Origin of the sequence: Nonomuraea sp. NPDC059194 (assembly GCF_042754765.1) — a bacterium.
GTDB lineage: Bacteria > Actinomycetota > Actinomycetes > Streptosporangiales > Streptosporangiaceae > Nonomuraea.
Map to the genome: position 1 here is coordinate 21195 of NZ_JBHZBH010000041.1, position 15722 is coordinate 36916.

Sequence of the window (15722 nt, forward strand, 5' to 3'; positions counted from 1 at the left end):
TGCCCGATCTCCCGGCCGGCGTCGGCCGGGAGATCGCGCCTGCCTCAGCCGCCGATGGGGCCGAACTCCGCCTCGATGATCTTGAACATGAGGTCCCAGGTCCTCCATTCGGTGTTGGTGTGGACGGCGATGGTGTGCTCGCCGTCGGGGGTGCCCACCGCGAACGACCAGGATCCCCAGAGGCTGCCGCCGACGCCGCGCAGCGTCCGGCCGCCCATGGCCGCCTTGTCGAACTCGAACAGGCCAAGGCCGTATCGGGCGTGCGGCATCCAGTGACCACCCTCGGTGGAGACCGTGGTCCACATCGCGCGATGCTGAGCCGGCGGCAGCAGGCTGCCGCTCGCCAGCGCGTTGATGAACCGGATCATGTCGCCGGTGGTGGAGACGACGTTGCCGGCCGACCAGCCCCCTGAGGAGTTGAACTCGGTGACGTCGAGGGGCTCGAGGCCGGGATCCTCGATCAGCGACTCCCAGTTCTCCGGGGTGACGGCCGCCGGGTCGACGCCGTCCTTGAAGAACAGCTTCGAGTACGCTCGCGGGTGCGGATCGGGGTATACCGTCTCCTGCGCGGGGCGCACATAGGTGTCGGTCAGGCCGAGCGGCCGGGTGACCCTGTGCTCGACCTCCTCGGCGTAGCTGTTGCCGGTGACCTTCTCGATGATCGCCCCGGCGAGGTGGAAGCCGCCGTTGGAGTACGCGAAGCGTTCGCCGGGCTCACCGACCGGCGGCTGGGAGACCGCCAGCCGCAGCATGTCGTCGATGGTGAAGTCGTCGAAGCGATGCTTGACGAAGCTGGAGCGGGTGAGGTACCGGTGGGCCAGCTCGGGCGCCAGACCGGTGACGAACAGGCCACTGGTGTTGCTGAGCAGGTGCCTGATGGTGATCTTGTCGCCGTCGTAGCCGTTGACGTCCAGCACGCCCGGCAGCCACGCGTTCACCGGGTCCTCGATGCTCAGCCGGCCCTCGGCCTCCAGCGCCAGCATCGTGGCGGCGGTGAAGGCCTTGCCGCTGCTGCCGGTGTGCACGTGCTCCCCGGGCTGACGTCGGCGGCCGGTCCTGATGTCGGCCACTCCGGCGGTCCCGAACCAGGTCCCGTTCGCGTCCCGGACCTCGGCCACGATGCCGGGCACGCCCACCTCGGCCACGGCCCAGTCGAGCACCCGCTGCAGCTTCTCGCGCCCTGCGTTGTCTGCCATATCCATTCCTTTCCGGAGGTTCCGTACGTCAACGACGATGTCCACGGGCGCTTACAGGCCGCTTAGAACGCTCTTTTAGCCTTGTGCGCATGCGGATTGAGGTGCTGGGGCCGGTCCGGGTCTACGCCGACGATGGCGCGCCGATCGACGTCGGCGGCGCGATGGTTCGCGCGCTGCTGGCCAGGCTGGCTTTGTCCGGGGGCGAGATGGTGTCGGTCGACTCGCTCGTCGCCGGGCTGTGGGGGGAGCATCCGCGCGGCGGCACCGTCAACGCGCTGCATGGGCTGGTGCATCGGCTGCGCAGGGCGCTGGGCGGGGCCGGGACCGTGGAGACGGCGGCCGGCGGGTATCGCCTGCACGTACGCGCCATGGACGTCGACGCCCACCGGTTCGAGGAACTGGCGAAGCGGGGCGACCGCGAACTGGCCGCGGGCGCCGTACAGCGGGCGGCCTCGCTGCTGGGCGAGGCGCTGGCGCTGTGGCGGGGAGACGCGCTGGCCGACGTGCTCGACACCCCCTTCGCCGGTACGGCCGGCGCGCGCCTGGAGGAGTTGCGCGTCGCGGCCGCCGAAGACCGGTTCGAGGCGGAGCTGCGGCTGGGCCGCCACGACGAGATCCTGGCCGACATGGCGGCGTTGGCCGCCGGCCATCCGTTGCGCGAACGGCTGGCCGGATTGCGGATGCGAGCCTTGTATGCGGCCGGCCGCCAGTCCGACGCGCTGGTGCTGTTCGAGGAGGTCCGCGGCACGCTCGCCGACGAACTGGGCATCGACCCCTCAGCGGAACTGCGGAAGACGCACCTCGCCGTGGTACGGGGCGAGATCGCCCTCCCCGAGCCCCGGCAGGCAGCGCCGGAAGCGGCGCCCGGACGGCTGCCTGCCCACCTGACCAGCTTCGTCGGCCGGGCGGACGAGGTGAGACTGCTGGCCGGGTTGCTGGAGAGCTCTCGGCTGGTCACCGTTGTGGGGCCCGGGGGAGTGGGCAAGACCCGGCTGGCCGTGGAGGTGGTGCGCCGCCATCGGGCCCATCGGCGCGATCGCGTCTGGCTCGTCCCCCTGGCCGGGGTGAACACACCTGACGGGCTGCCCGAGGCGGTGCTGGGCACGCTCAGCACCGCCGACGGCCGGCCTTCCGGTACGCCATGGGACCGGGTGGTCAGCCTGCTCGCCGGTGGCGAAGGCGTGCTGGTGCTGGACAACTGCGAACAGATCGCCGGACCGGCGGCGGAGTTCGCCCAGCAGTTGCTCGAGCGACGGCCGAACCTGACCATCCTGGCCACGAGCCGGGAGCCGCTGGAGGTCATGGGCGAGACGTTGTGCCGCCTGGGCCCGCTCGACCTGCCCCCGGCCCACGCGGATCCCGTTCGTGCCCGCGCATCGGCCGCGGTGCGGCTGTTCCTCGATCGCGCGGCAGCCGTATCGCCCGGCTTCGCGGTGGACGAATCGACGGCAGGGCCGGTGGTGGACATCGTGCGCCGGCTGGACGGCTTGCCGCTCGCCCTGGAACTGGCCGCGGCGCGGCTGCGCACGATGAGCGCCGACCAGGTCGCCCGGCGGCTGGACGACCGCTTCCGGCTGCTCAGCACCGGCAACCGGGCTGCCCAGCCGCGGCAGCAGACCCTGCATGCGGTCATCGAGTGGAGCTGGGACCTCCTCGCCGATCACGAACGGACGCTGGCCCGACGTATCTCGATATTTCCCGCCAGAACGGGGCTCGCCGCGGTCGAGGCCGTCTGTTCGGACGAGACGCTCCCCGCGGACGAGGTCATGTACGTGCTCGAGTCCCTGGTCGACAAGTCCATCGTGGAACGGGCCGGCGACGGGTACCGGATGCTGGAAAGCATCCGAACCCATGCGGCGGACAAGCTCCGGCTCGCGGGAGAGTGGGAGTTCATGCTGGGCAGGCTCACGCGCCACTTCGCCGACCTGGCCGAAGAGCATGAGCCGCTGCTGCGCTCGGGCAAGCAGGTGGAGTCGCTGCGGTTGTTCGACGCCGAGTACGACAACCTGGTGTTCGCGCTGCGTGCTGCCATCGACGGTGGTGACGCCGAGACCGCCGCCCGGCTCCTCGGCTCGCTGTACTGGCTCATGGACACGCTGCGCTTCGACGGGCGGGCCGACGCCTACGTCGCCAGGGTCCTCGAGTTCGGCGACGCGCTGCCCGCGGATGCCCGGGCCGCGTTCACCGCGATCCACCTCGTGGCCGGCGAGGCAGGGCCGATCACCGACCCCGAGCGGCTGCGCGCGCTCATCGACGACTGCGCGCGCACGGGCGCGCTGCGGCGTTATCCGATGCTGCTGACGATTGTGCTGATGATGGCCTCGATGCTCGGGCTGGATGAGCTGGTCGATCGGGAGATCACCCGGATGCGGGAGGGCTCGGACCGCTGGGCGATCGCCTGCACCTTCATGATCGAAGCCATGGGGTGCCGTGAACGCGGCGACTGGGCGGGCTGCGCCACCGCGGTGGCGGCGGCGTTGCACGCGTTCGAGGAGGCGGGCGACCGGTGGTGGACGGCGATCGCGCTGACCGCCATGGCGCAGATCCACACCGTCGGCGGTGAACACGACGAGGCGATCATCGCCTACGAGCGCGCCATCACGATCGCCGCCGACCTCGGCTGGCAGCCCGAGATCTCTTTCCGGTTCGGGCTGGCCACCGCACGCATGCGCGCCGGCGACCTGCGGGGCGCGCGGCACGACCTCGAAGTCGTCGAACGGGCGGCCTGGGATCACGGTCAGCGCCTGCTGGAAATGGAGGCCCTTAGCGGCATGGCCGAGCTGTGTCGCCGCTCCGGACAGATCGAACGGTCCGATCAGGAACTCGACCGGATGGAGGCGATCGCCCGCGAGATGTCCCTCCCGTCCGAGACGACCGAGAACCGGCTGGTGCCGGCCAGGATGGCGAACCTCCTAGCCTCCGGGGACGCCGCACGAGCTCGTGAGCTGCTGCCGCGCGCCATCCAGGCTGCGCGGGCGCACCTGGACCCCCCATCGGCCGCGCAACTCCTGGCCCGGCTGCTGTTCCTGGAAGGCGATCCGGCGGGCGCGGCCACCGCGCTCGGCCTGAGTCAGGCCGTCCGCGGCGTCTTCGACCACGGCGACGTCGAGCTGCGCTCGCTGGTGAAGGCGCTCATGGACCGGCTCGGCCGGACCGGCTACGACGAGGCCTACGGCCACGGCGCCGGCATGTCCCGGCAGGAGGCCATCGACCGCCTGACGGCGCTGCACCAGTAGGGACGCCACGAGGGGTCCTACCTTCATGGGTGACATCCGCGCCGCGCATGACCGACGGCACCGGTTCGTTGTCGACTGTCACGCAGAGCCCGGCGATGCCCCGGCCGAATGAGACCATGAGTTGGTACGCAGAGGCCACCTGCAGCACGCCGGAGGTGCGTAGCGCCTGAGGGGCGCCGGCTCCCGAGCGGGGCGAAAGGAGCGGCGCCGGCATGACGAACCGCATCTGTACGGTAGGACATTCAACACGCGACTTCGACGAAATGCTGGAGATGTTGCGCGGCAACGACATCACCTACCTGGTCGATGTTCGTGCGTTCCCGTCGTCGAGGAAGTTCCCGCAATGGAACCAGCCGGCGATCATTGAGGCGCTGCCTGCCGATATCGGATACCGGTGGATCCCGGCATTGGGTGGCCGGCGCCACACCCCCAAAGGCGTGTCGAGCGTGAACGGCGCCTGGCGGGTCAAAGCCTTCCGTGATTACGCCGACTACATGGACAGCGATGAATTCAAGGAAGGCCTGAATGAATTGCTCGAACTGGCCGAACACGAACGGCCGGCGATCATGTGCAGCGAGGCGGTGCCGTGGCGCTGCCATCGCAGACTGATAACCGACGCGTTGATCGTCGCGGGCTCGGAGGTCGTGGACATCATGTCGGCCACGACGGCGAAGCCGGCGGCCCTGCACAAGCACGCGCACGTCCAGAACGGGCGCCTGACCTATCCACCACACCCTTGAGGCCGCGTCACGGCCGTCAGGCCGGCGAGTCGAACTGCGCCGCGCGGTGGGCGACCCATTCGGCATAGGTGAAAGCCGGCCGCCCAACGACTTCCTCGACTGTCGGCAGTACCTGCGCGGTCTTGCCGTCCCGCTCGGCGAGCTGGTCGAGGAGCTCGTCGACCACTGGCGCGGGCAGTCCCTGGTGGCGGATGAGCAGTTCCCGGAACCGCTCTCGGGGTTGTTCCTCGAACCGCAACGGCCGCCCGATCGTCTCGGCGATGATCCGCACGCGGTCGATCTGGGTCAGCGACTGCGGTCCGGTGAGCACGTAAGCCTCGCCGACACGCTGATCGAGAAGGGCGCGGACGGCGACCGCGGCGATGTCACGCGGGTCGACCGGGGCCACTGCGGCATTGCCGTACGTTCCCCGGACGACCCCGCCGTTGGCGATCTGGGGCGTCCAGGCCAGGTCGTTGGTCATGAAGGCGTCGGGACGCACGAACGTCCACGGCAGCCCGGACGCGGCGACGGCCTGTTCGAGTCGCAGGTGCTGTTCGCCGATCCACCCGGGCGTGGCGTACGTGATGGCCGCTGAGGACAGCAGTACGACGTGCTGCAGGTCGGCTTGCCGCGCCGCTTCGAGGAATCCGTCGACCGCGTTGTGGACGGGAAACAGGAATGCCCGGTCGACGCCGGACAGCGCCGCTGGCAACGTGTCCGGCCGGGTGAGGTCGCCGGGCACGACCTCGACCTGGTCAGGAAAGGAACGGTCGCTGGGGTCGCGGGTGACGACGCGCACCTTCTCGCCCGCGTCGAGCAGTTGCCGGACGACGTTGGCGCCGACGTTTCCGGCGCCACCGGTTACCAGGATCACGGTTGATATCTCCTTCTTCTGCTACGGGCCGGCTGTCGACGCGTGGGCTCTGTTCGGCCCACGGCGGTGTCAGTCCGTCGTCCACGGCCGGAGTTTGTCGGGGTTGCGTACCCCCCAGATGTGCTTGATCCGGTCGCCTGCGATCTCGAACGCGAGCACCGCCACGGTGACGCCGGCTTGCTGAACCACCAGACCGGGCTGACCGTTGACCGTACGCTCCAGGAGCGTCAGGTCGGGCGCCATGCCGGCGACCTCGACCCAGTAGCGCGCGACCTGCTCGCCGCCTTCAACCGGACGCAGTGCGGCCTGGACGAGACCCCCGCCGTCGCCGATCGCCGTGGCGTCGGAAGCGAGCAGGCCGACGAGAGCGTCGATGTCCTTGGCCTCCCATGCCTGCTTGAAGTCCCTGACGATGCCGGCCTGCCGGGCGGCCGGTGTCGCGGGAGCCTGTGACGCGCGAACCCGACGGCGGGCCGAGGAGGCCAGCTGGCGGCATGCCGCGGGTGTACGGCCGACGATCTCGGCCACTTCGGTGAAGGAGTAGCGGAAGACGTCATGCAGGATGAACGCGACGCGCTCGGCCGGGGTCATCGACTCGAGCACGACGAGGAAGGCCATGTTGATCGACTCGTCGAGGGTCACTCGGTCGGCCGGGTCGGCCGTGGCGCCGCCCGACCGCCCGCTGACCCACTCCGTACGGTCGGGCAGCGGCTCCGGGATCCATTCGCCCACGTAGCTCTCGCGCCGGACCCGCGCCGAGCCGAGCAGGTCGAGGCAGATGCGACCGGCGACCTTCGTCAGCCAGCCGCCGGGGGATTCGATGGCCTGCTGCTGCTGCCGGGACATGGCGTACCAGCGGGCGTAGGTCTCTTGGACGACATCCTCGGCATCGGCCAGGGAGCCGAGGAGCCGGTAGGCGAGATTGATCAGCTGACGCCGCTCGCTCATGATCGCGCTCAGGCTCGGATCGAGCTCGCTGTCTCCTGCTCCGGATGGGGTGGTCATGGTGTCGCCGGCTTTCCTTCGTCGTATCCGCTCTCACCAGATCGACGAGACAGCACCCCGGAATGTGAGGTCCACGTGTCGCCTCACATTCCGGCGGGCTGTCTCGTCGTACTGCTGAGGTGACCACCATCCCGCGAACGGGCGCACGTCCCGGGGGCCGGGGTCCGGGCGGACGTGTGGCAGAACACCGAACAAGGAGCGGCCAAGCATGACAACCACGACCAGGCTCAGCGAGCTGACCGGCGACTACGTTCTCGACACCGCCCGCACCCGGATCGGCTTCGTCGCCCGGCACACGATGGCCACCAAGGTGCGCGGGCAGTTCGACGAGTTCGAGGGCGGCGTGCACCTGGACGGCGACGACCCGTCGAAATCGGGCGCCGAGCTCACCATCCAGGCGAAGAGCATCCAGACCCGCAATCAACGACGCGACGACCAACTGCGCAGCAGGTTCCTGGACGTGGACGACAACGCGACGATCACCTTCACCTCGACCGGGGTGGAGCAGGTCGACGCGACCACCTTCAAGGTCAGCGGCAACCTGACCATCCGCGGCGTGACCAAGCCGGTCACCGTGGACTTCGAGGTGACCGGCGAGGAGAACGGCTGCCGGGTCGGCTTCGCTGGCAGCGTGGTGATCAACCGCAAGGACTGGGGTGTGAACTGGAACGCCGCGACCGGGGTCCTGGTCAGCGAGAAGGTGACGCTGGAGTTCGACGTCGCCGCGATCCGGCAGTCCTGAGAAGGACGGTCTTCTAGGCGGCCATCGCCTGGTGGCTGACCTGCGGCTGGCCGTACAGCGGCGAGCGCCCCGGCCCCGTGCGGTGCTCAGCCACCGCCGAGGGCCGAGGCGGATCTGGCGGTACGGCTCGCCGCCGAGCCTCCCCCTCACCGGCGCCGAGAGCGAACAGGCAACGGGCTCGCAAGCCCAGGCTGTTGGCCACCCCGAGGTCGTCGCCGTGGGCAGATCGGACCTTCTGGCAACCATTCCGATGATGGATCGGGGCTGTGCGGCCAACGAGCAGCGACAGACCCGGCAGCCAGGGAGACGCAGATCACACTCGGTGGGTCTCACATCTTTGCCGGCTCACTCGTCACTCCTATGTACGGACCGGATTCTCCTGTGTTGGAAGGAACGTCATGAGCTCAGCGCTTGAAACCCTTCGCCGCGACTTCGGCGGCGACATCATCGAACCGGGCGGAACGGAGTACGAATCGGCGAGCCGCTCGGTACTGGCTACCGGTAGTCCGGCCTATGTCCTGCGGCCCACGAGCGTCGGGGACGTGCAGGCGGGTGTCAGATTCGCTGCCGGCGCAGGGCTGGTGCTGTCCGTGCGAGGCGGCGGCCATAGCTTTCCTGGCTTCGGCACCAACGACGACGGCGTCGTGATCGACCTCGGCAACCTCGCGAACGTGGAGATCGTCGACAACGAACGTCACCTCGTGCGCATCGGCGGCGGCGCCACCTGGGGTCAGGTCGCGGCCGCCCTGGCCCCGCACAGCCTGGCGATCTCCTCGGGCGACACCAAGAGCGTCGGTGTCGGTGGGCTGACGTTGACCGGTGGCATCGGCTGGAAGGTCAGGAAGTACGGCCTGGCCCTGGACAACGTGGTCGCCGCCGAGGTGGTCACGGCCAGCGGAGAGGTCGTCCGGGCCAGCGCGGAGGAGAACCCGGAGCTGTTCTGGGCGATTCGCGGTGGCGGCGGCAATTTCGGGATCGTGACCGCCTTCGAGTTCGTCGCACACCTGACGACGGACGTCTTCTACGGCAAGATCGCTTTCCCGGCAGCGGAGACGGCCACCGTACTCCAGGGTTGGGCGGACCACCTCCGGACCGCCCCCGAAGTGCTCACCTCCATCGCGGTCCTCGCCAATCCCATGGCCGGCGGACCCGAAGCGCCGGTCGAGATCTACGTCGCTTTCGACGGCGATGACCCGGAGCTCGCGGCCCGGGCCCTCGACCCGATCCGCCGGCTCGGCACGGTGATCGACGATGATGTCGCGCTGAAGCCCTATGCGGACACGCTCGTCGATGGCATGACCCCGCCGCCTGGCATCCAGTTCGTCGCCCGAAGCGCATTCGTCGACAAGGAATCGGTGTCGGAGGTCCTTCAGATCCTGGCCGAGGTGGGGGCATCGGAGCGGTCGCCGATCATCGCCGTGCGCAGCGTCGGCGGTGCGGTGTCCCGCGTCCCCGACGACGCCACCGCCTACGCGCATCGCCACGCGGAGTTGATGTTCGTGACCACCACCGCGGGTCCGAAGCCGGTCGTCGAGGCCGCTCGTCCGGCGCTGGACGCGATCTGGGGGAGACTCGCACCTCACGTCAACGGCGCCTACGCGAACTTCCTCGCTTCCGCCACCGAGGAGGATGTCGCCGCGATCTATCCGACGGAGACCTACGAGCGGCTGGCGGCGGTCAAGCGTCAGTACGACCCCGGCAACCTGTTCGCCCGCAACCACAACGTCCGACCCCAGTAGGCCGTGACGGACGACTGGGAACCGGGTGCGCACCTGTGCACCCGGTTCCCGGGTTCCTGGCGAAGGCTAGGCCGAAGAGGACGTGGACTCTTTGCGCTCATCGCGGGAGGGTACGGCTCGATGGACGATGAGAGCGGCGGCGAGGCACACGGCTCCGGCGACCGCCATTCCGGATGAGGGGCCGAGAGCTGTCATCACTCCGGTGGCAGCGGCCAGGATGCACGTTTCAAGACTCATTCGCGTCGTGCTGAACAGCGCGGCGCCCGCCCCTCCGCGATGGGAGGGCACGTAGGTGAGCGCTTGCCCGTCCGGGACGCCTTCGGTCAGCCCAAGACACAGCCCGATGACCCCGGCAGCGACGAGAAGGGCGGCAGGATGGCTGGTCACCTGGAGGATGACGGCGGTGACGGTGCAGGCGAACAGGGCGGTTGTCACCAGTTGCCGGGCCAGTCGGCGGGCGAGCCGAGCGGCAAGAAGCGGAAGGACCGTGGACGGCACGGTCAGCAGGCTGAGCATGATCGCCGCCTCGCCTGAGCCCATGTTCTGGACAGCGCCGAGCTGAGGGAGCACGGTCAATCCCACGACGAGCATCCCCATGAAAGCACCCGTCGCCACGCCGTACGCGCGATAGGCGGGGATCCGCAACAGGTCCACGGGGATCGCGGGATCAGCTGCGCGCCGTTCCACGCGGATGAGGGCGATGGCGCTGGCTGCCGCGACGAGGATGAGTCCACCCGGCCACCACCACGGGACGCCGGCCCCGAGGCCCAGCCCGAGTGCGGTCACCACGGCGGCGATGGTCACCCCGAAGAGGACTGCGCCGGCAAGGTCGAAGTCATCGGACACCTCGGGGCTGCGCAGACCCGGAAGCCCGAGCGTGACCAAGGCCGCGATGGCGGCGACAGCCCCCGGCGCGACGAAGACGAGAGGCCAGCCTCCGATGGCCATGAGAGCCTGGGCGACGACCGGTCCCAGCGCCAGGCTGCTGCCCAGCACGGCGCCCGCATAGCCGTACACCCGACGCCGCTCTTCCGGCGGGTACACGGCCAGGACCATCGACGAGCCACCGGCGGCGCACATGGCCGCCCCGACGCCGGCGACCGCGCGAAGGACCACCAGAGACGACAGGTCCGGAGCGAGGGCGGACAGGGCCCCGGTGGCCGCGACGACGATGTTGCCGACGGCGAAGAAGCGAGTGCGGGCGGTCCGGTCCGCTGTCACCCCCGCCAGCAGGAGGGCTGCGGCGAACAGCCCGTTGTAGGCGAGGACGATCCACGGACCCAGCGCGTCAGCACCGGGCAGTTGCGCGGTCACATCGGGGACGACTGCTGTCGCGCCGGTGATCGCGAGTGGGAACACCGCGGTGGAGATGAGGTCGGCGACAAGGACACGCCGACGTTGACGAAGAGACAAGGCGAACACGGATGCGCTCCGAAACAAGGGAATCCGAGCGCCACGAAGGCGCTCCTGGCCACGGGGTCAGGAGCGACGGCGAGAACTGGGTTTTTGCGCCGTCGCTCTCAGCGACGGCGCACCTTGTCTGTTTTCGGCACGAGCGCACACTAGCAGCCGCCTATGAGCGGGTCGCCTCGTAGTCGGGGAGTGCGGCCGGGGAGGTCCGGGTGGCCGGGCGCATGGTCAGGATCAGTACGGCCAGCCCGGCGAAGATGACCGCGGCGACGACGCCGATGACGTGCAGGCTGGCGGTGAACGCCTCCCGTGCGGCGTGCAGCAGTTCCGCGCCCTGGTCGGCGGGAAGGTGCCGGCTGGCGGCGACCGCGCCGGCCAGCGAGTCGGACGTGCCGTCCATCCGGCTGCGGTAGACCACCGCGGCCACCACGCCGAGCAGCGCGAAGCCGAGCGAACCGCCGAAGTAGTTGCCGGTCTCCGACATCGACGCCGCCGAGCCGGCGCGTTCCGGCGGTACCGACCCGACGACCAGCCCGGTGCCCAGCGCGAACAGCGGGCCGGTGCCCAGCGCGAGTACGGCGATGCCGATCATCACCAGCGGCAGGGCGCTCGCGCCGTCGACGCCGACCAGCAGCAGGCTGCCCAGTGCCGACGCCACCAGCCCTCCGGCGATCGCGGTCGTCTGCTTCATCCGCCGGGCCAGCGCAGGCGCGGCCATGGTGCCGACCGCCACGCCCAGGCCCATGGGCGCGAACAGCACCGCCGACGCGAGCGGCGAGAAGCCGAGCACGCTCTGCAGGTACTGGGTCACCAGCAGGCCCGTGCCGGCCATGGCGATGCCGGCGAAGACCAGCGCGACGAGTACCGCCGCGAAAGGGCGGTTGCGGAGCAGCCGCAGGTCCAGCAGTGGCGTCTCCAGCCGCAGCTGCCGGCGTACGAACAGCGATCCGACGGCCGCGCCGACGACGAGGGCCACCGCCGGCACGACCGGCACGCTCTCGACGGTCAGCTGCTTGACTCCGTAGACCATCAAAAGCACTGCCACGAGCGACAGCCCGACGCTGGGCAGGTCCAGCCGGCCGGCCTGGTCGCTGCGGAACTCCGGCAGCAGCATGGGCCCGGCGAGCAGCGGCGGTCGAGAGCTTCTTGACATCGGTACGGTGGAAATCTCGGGACGGCGGGATGTCAAGACGGCGGCGGCGGCTCCGACCAACCAGTCGAAGGGCCCGGCTGTGGGCTCGCGAACCACGAGGAGGACGAGATGAAGTTCCTGATCAGCCTGCACATCAACCCGGCCGTGCTGGACGCGCTGACCGACGAGGAGAAGGCGGCGATCGGCGACGGCCACGGCAGGTTCATCGAGGCGCTGAAGGAATCCGGCGAGCTGATCACCACGCAGGCGCTGGTCGACCCGTCACAGGCAGCCGTGGTGTCCGTACGCAACGGCCAGCCGGTGGTGACCGACGGACCTTTCCTGGAGGCGAAGGAATTTCTGGGCGGCTTCTATCTGATCGACTGCGAGAACAAGGAGCGGGCGATCGAGCTGGCAGCGCAGATCCCGGACACCGCGATCGAGGGTCTGGGGGTCGAGGTGCGACAGGTGATGTTCGCTGACGGACAATTGGAGGCATGACAGCTCCAGCCATCGAGGACCTGCTGCGTGAGCTCACGCCGCAGGTCCTTGGCGCGTTGCTACGCCGGCACGGCCAGTTCGAAGGCTGTGAGGACGCCGTACAGGAGGCCGTCCTCGCCGCCACCGTGCAGTGGCCGGCCGAAGGAGTGCCGGACAACCCGCGCGGCTGGCTGGTGACTGTCGCGTCCCGGCGGCTCATCGACCAGATGCGCAGTGACCACGCGCGCCGCGAGCGGGAGTCGGCGACGGCCACCGAGGTGGTGCCAGAGGACGTACCGGACACCGACGACACGCTCGTCCTGCTGTTCCTGTGCTGCCATCCGACGCTGACCGCGGCCTCCCAGACCGCGCTGACGCTGCGCGCGGTCGGCGGCCTGACCACTGCCGAGATCGCCCGCGCGTTCCTGGTGCCTGAGGCGACGATGGCGGCCAGGATCAGCCGGGCCAAGCAGCGCATCAAGGCCGCCGGAAGCTCGTTCAGCCTGCCAGAAGGCGCCGAGCGCGAGGAGCGGTTGCGGGTCGTCCTGCACGTGCTCTACCTGATCTTCAACGAGGGCTACACCGCCTCCTCGGGCAGCGAGTTGCACCGCGCCGACCTCGCGTACGAGGCGATCCGGCTGACCAGGATGGTGCACGCGCAACTGCCCGAAGACGGCGAGGTGACCGGGCTGCTCGCGCTGATGCTGCTGACCCACGCCCGCCGTGAGGCACGTACGACGGCGGCCGGCGACCTGGTGCCGCTGGCCGAGCAGGACCGCACGAAGTGGGACCGCGGGCTGATCGACGAGGGCCTCGAGCTGGTCAAGGCGTCGCTGGCCGGCCCGGCGCTGGGGCCGTACCAGCTGCAGGCCGCCATCGCCGCCACGCACGCCGACGCGGCCACGGCAGAGGAGACCAACTGGCCGCAGGTGCACGCCCTTTACCTGGTCCTGGAACGGATCGCGCCCAACCCGATGGTCACCCTCAACCGGGCGATCGCGCTCGCCGAGACCGAGGGCCCGCAGGCCGGGCTGGCCCTGCTGTCGACACTGGACAGTGACGAGCGGATTGCCGGGCATCACCGGCTGCTGTCCGTACGGGCGCATCTGCTGGAGAAGACCGGCGATACGGCCGGGGCGTACGAGCACTACCGGCGCGCCGCGAAGTCCACCGCCAGCATCGCCGAGCAACGCTATCTGGAGTCCCGGGCCAGCCGGGTGAAAGCATAGCCCTCGCGTTGCGCTCATGCGTGCCCGCCGAGGTGGTCGAAGCCCTGTGCGCTGGAAGCTGCCCGCCGTCTGACTCAGGCCATGGTCGCCCAGCGCGGCTGGAGCGGACTTTGCCGCCTCGGCCAAGGTCGCCGGCCGTACGGCACGCCCGGCGTCCAGCGCCAGCCGGACCAGCAACGCCCGCAGCCGCGCGCCCCCCGACCCGCGTCGGGCCGTTAGCGGCGCGCGCCCGCAGCCGCTCGACGACATCCGCCCCGCCTGCTCGCCCGACTGCCGGCGCGGCGTGAGCCCATGAGGTGGTGTGTAACGAAGTACGAGCGTCCGCGCGCGACCTGGTTCTGCGGCGCCAGGTTCGTAGAAAGCGGAACTCGTTGCCCTCGGGGCGGTCTGAGCCTTGGCCCACATCCCGCCAAAGTGGTATCGGCGGTCGCCGCCGACCAGAACCAGGTCGACGGCGAGACGCTGGAGCCCGGTGTCGGGATCGGTCAGTCGGCGTGGGGCTTGCTGAACTCTTCGATCAGCACGGGATACTGCTCCCCGCCGTGTCCGGCCGCGATCGAGCGGTCGGCCATCGCCTTGATCAACTTCGGCAGTTCGGCGTTGACACCCACCGCCTCGCTCTCCTCGATCAGGTGTGCCATCGCCCGCGCGTCGGTCTCCAGGGCCGACACCTCGGCCGGGAAGGAGCCGCTGTCGATCTGCTCGGCATGTCCAGGCAGCCATTCGGCCACACCGGCAGCGATCTGCCGAGCGAACGGCGCATACGTTGCGGCGTCAACACCGGCCGTCCTGAGCAGGGCAGTGCCCTGGAGCCAGGCGTTCAGGACGCTCCACATCATGGCGAGGCCGGCCACGTCGTACAGGGACGCCAGCCCATGGTCCGCGCCAAGGTAGGTGACGGTGCCGAGCGCGTCGAGCGTTGACTTGTGCGCCTCGAAGTCCGACTGCGGCCCGCTGTGCAGAATCACCGCTTCGGCGGTCCCGATCGCCGACGGGATGGCCATGATGGCACCGTCCAGGTAATGGGCGCCGCGCCGCTCGGCCCATTGGGCGGCTTCCCGGGCCTGCGCCGAGTCGCCCGAGGTCAGGTTGATCAACGTCGTGCCGTCCAGCTCGATATCGCTCGCGCCGAGCAGTTCGTGCATGGCCTGGTAATCGGTGACGCAGATGATCGTCAGGGAACCTGCCTTGAGCGCGTCGCCAACCGTTGGCGCCAGCCGTGCACCCTCGGCCACCAGCTGGTCGGCCTTGGAGGTCGTACGGTTCCACACGGTTGTGGGATGCCCCGCTTTGAGGAACGCGCCGGCGAGTGCCCGGCCCATCAGTCCGAGTCCGATGACAGTCACGGGTGTGTCGGTTTTGCTGTTCATGGCAACATCGTGAACGTTGATACCGGTGTGAAGGTCAAGTGAGGTTTCGATGCTGATCGGGGAACTGAGTCGTCGGACGGGCGTCAACGCCCATCAGTTGCGCTACTACGAAGCCCAGGGCCTGCTGGAGGCGGACCGCGGCGCGAACGGTTACCGCGAGTACGACGAGAACGCCGTGCTGCGGGTGAGGCAGATCCGGCACCTGCTTGGTGCCGGTTTGTCCTCTGAGGACATCGCGTACCTGCTGCCCTGTGCGGTCGGAGAGGCCCCGGAGCTGCTCGGGTGTCCCGAGTTGCTGGCCGCGATGCGGTCTCGGCTGCAGCGACTGGACGATCAGATGGCCATGCTCGCTCAATCCCGCGAGGCTCTTGCCGACTACATCGATGCGGCCGAGCGAATGGGCGGCGAGAGCTATCCGCCCTTTGACGGTGCTGACCTGGAGCCCGTCCCCGCCTGAGCAGCCGGGATGCCGCTCGTCCAGCGTCAGCAGCGCCACCGGCAGGCTGAGCGCGCCCGACGCCACGTCCTGCAGCGTGACGGTCAGCACCCCCTCCGTCGCGGTCACCTCGTAGCGCAGGTCACAGACG

13 protein-coding genes are annotated in these 15722 nt (G+C 69.6%); 7 read left to right on the forward strand and 6 right to left on the reverse strand.

Features of this window, described 5'->3' with window-relative positions:
- Positions 1 to 44: 44 nt before the first annotated feature.
- Positions 45 to 1196: a serine hydrolase domain-containing protein gene (locus tag ACFXJ8_RS35575; protein WP_379648592.1), complete on the reverse strand. Its 1152-nt coding sequence runs from the start codon at positions 1194 to 1196 to the stop codon at positions 45 to 47.
- Between the two features lie 89 nt (positions 1197 to 1285).
- Here ACFXJ8_RS35575 and ACFXJ8_RS35580 point away from each other — a divergent pair, with 89 nt between their 5' ends.
- Together ACFXJ8_RS35580 and ACFXJ8_RS35585 are read left to right on the forward strand one after the other, a co-directional pair.
- On the forward strand, positions 1286 to 4432 hold the full coding sequence (locus tag ACFXJ8_RS35580; protein ID WP_379648593.1) for a BTAD domain-containing putative transcriptional regulator: 3147 nt from the start codon (positions 1286 to 1288) through the stop codon (positions 4430 to 4432).
- 212 nt (positions 4433 to 4644) lie between these two features.
- Complete coding sequence (locus ACFXJ8_RS35585; RefSeq protein WP_379648595.1) at positions 4645 to 5172, forward strand: DUF488 family protein; 528 nt, start codon at positions 4645 to 4647, stop codon at positions 5170 to 5172.
- A 16-nt stretch (positions 5173 to 5188) separates the two neighbouring features.
- On the opposite strand, the gene ACFXJ8_RS35590 is transcribed toward ACFXJ8_RS35585, so the two are convergent.
- Together ACFXJ8_RS35590 and sigJ are read right to left on the reverse strand one after the other, a co-directional pair.
- The gene (locus ACFXJ8_RS35590) at positions 5189 to 6028 is read right to left on the reverse strand and encodes an NAD(P)H-binding protein (protein ID WP_379648596.1); all 840 of its coding nucleotides are present in this window, start codon (positions 6026 to 6028) and stop codon (positions 5189 to 5191) included.
- 69 nt (positions 6029 to 6097) lie between these two features.
- Entirely contained in the window at positions 6098 to 7033 is a 936-nt protein-coding gene (gene sigJ, locus ACFXJ8_RS35595) for an RNA polymerase sigma factor SigJ (RefSeq protein ID WP_379648598.1), read from the reverse strand.
- A gap of 208 nt (positions 7034 to 7241) precedes the next feature.
- On the opposite strand from sigJ, the gene ACFXJ8_RS35600 reads away from it, so the two are divergent.
- Positions 7242 to 7775 carry a YceI family protein gene (locus tag ACFXJ8_RS35600; RefSeq protein WP_379648600.1) on the forward strand — a complete coding sequence of 178 codons (534 nt, stop codon included), beginning with the start codon at positions 7242 to 7244 and terminating at the stop codon, positions 7773 to 7775.
- 398 nt (positions 7776 to 8173) lie between these two features.
- Positions 8174 to 9514: an FAD-binding oxidoreductase gene (locus tag ACFXJ8_RS35605; RefSeq protein WP_379648601.1), complete on the forward strand. Its 1341-nt coding sequence runs from the start codon at positions 8174 to 8176 to the stop codon at positions 9512 to 9514.
- 66 nt (positions 9515 to 9580) lie between these two features.
- Here ACFXJ8_RS35605 and ACFXJ8_RS35610 read toward each other — a convergent pair whose 3' ends face one another.
- Both ACFXJ8_RS35610 and ACFXJ8_RS35615 read right to left on the reverse strand, forming a co-directional pair.
- A complete protein-coding gene (locus tag ACFXJ8_RS35610) occupies positions 9581 to 10873 on the reverse strand; it encodes an MFS transporter (protein WP_379648603.1) in 1293 nt (430 codons plus the stop codon).
- A gap of 214 nt (positions 10874 to 11087) precedes the next feature.
- Positions 11088 to 12077, reverse strand: a complete 990-nt coding sequence (locus tag ACFXJ8_RS35615; protein ID WP_379648605.1) for an MFS transporter — start codon at positions 12075 to 12077, stop codon at positions 11088 to 11090.
- A gap of 108 nt (positions 12078 to 12185) precedes the next feature.
- Here ACFXJ8_RS35615 and ACFXJ8_RS35620 point away from each other — a divergent pair, with 108 nt between their 5' ends.
- Both ACFXJ8_RS35620 and ACFXJ8_RS35625 read left to right on the forward strand, forming a co-directional pair.
- Positions 12186 to 12557: a YciI family protein gene (locus ACFXJ8_RS35620; protein WP_379648606.1), complete on the forward strand. Its 372-nt coding sequence runs from the start codon at positions 12186 to 12188 to the stop codon at positions 12555 to 12557.
- The gene (locus ACFXJ8_RS35625; RefSeq protein ID WP_379648608.1) at positions 12554 to 13765 is read left to right on the forward strand and encodes an RNA polymerase sigma factor; all 1212 of its coding nucleotides are present in this window, start codon (positions 12554 to 12556) and stop codon (positions 13763 to 13765) included. Before ACFXJ8_RS35620 ends, ACFXJ8_RS35625 begins: the two co-directional genes overlap by 4 nt.
- A 485-nt stretch (positions 13766 to 14250) precedes the next feature.
- Here ACFXJ8_RS35625 and ACFXJ8_RS35630 read toward each other — a convergent pair whose 3' ends face one another.
- A complete protein-coding gene (locus tag ACFXJ8_RS35630; protein ID WP_379648610.1) occupies positions 14251 to 15135 on the reverse strand; it encodes an NAD(P)-dependent oxidoreductase in 885 nt (294 codons plus the stop codon).
- Between the two features lie 49 nt (positions 15136 to 15184).
- Here ACFXJ8_RS35630 and ACFXJ8_RS35635 point away from each other — a divergent pair, with 49 nt between their 5' ends.
- A complete protein-coding gene (locus tag ACFXJ8_RS35635; RefSeq protein WP_379648612.1) occupies positions 15185 to 15592 on the forward strand; it encodes a MerR family transcriptional regulator in 408 nt (135 codons plus the stop codon).
- The last annotated feature ends 130 nt before the right edge of the window (positions 15593 to 15722 follow it).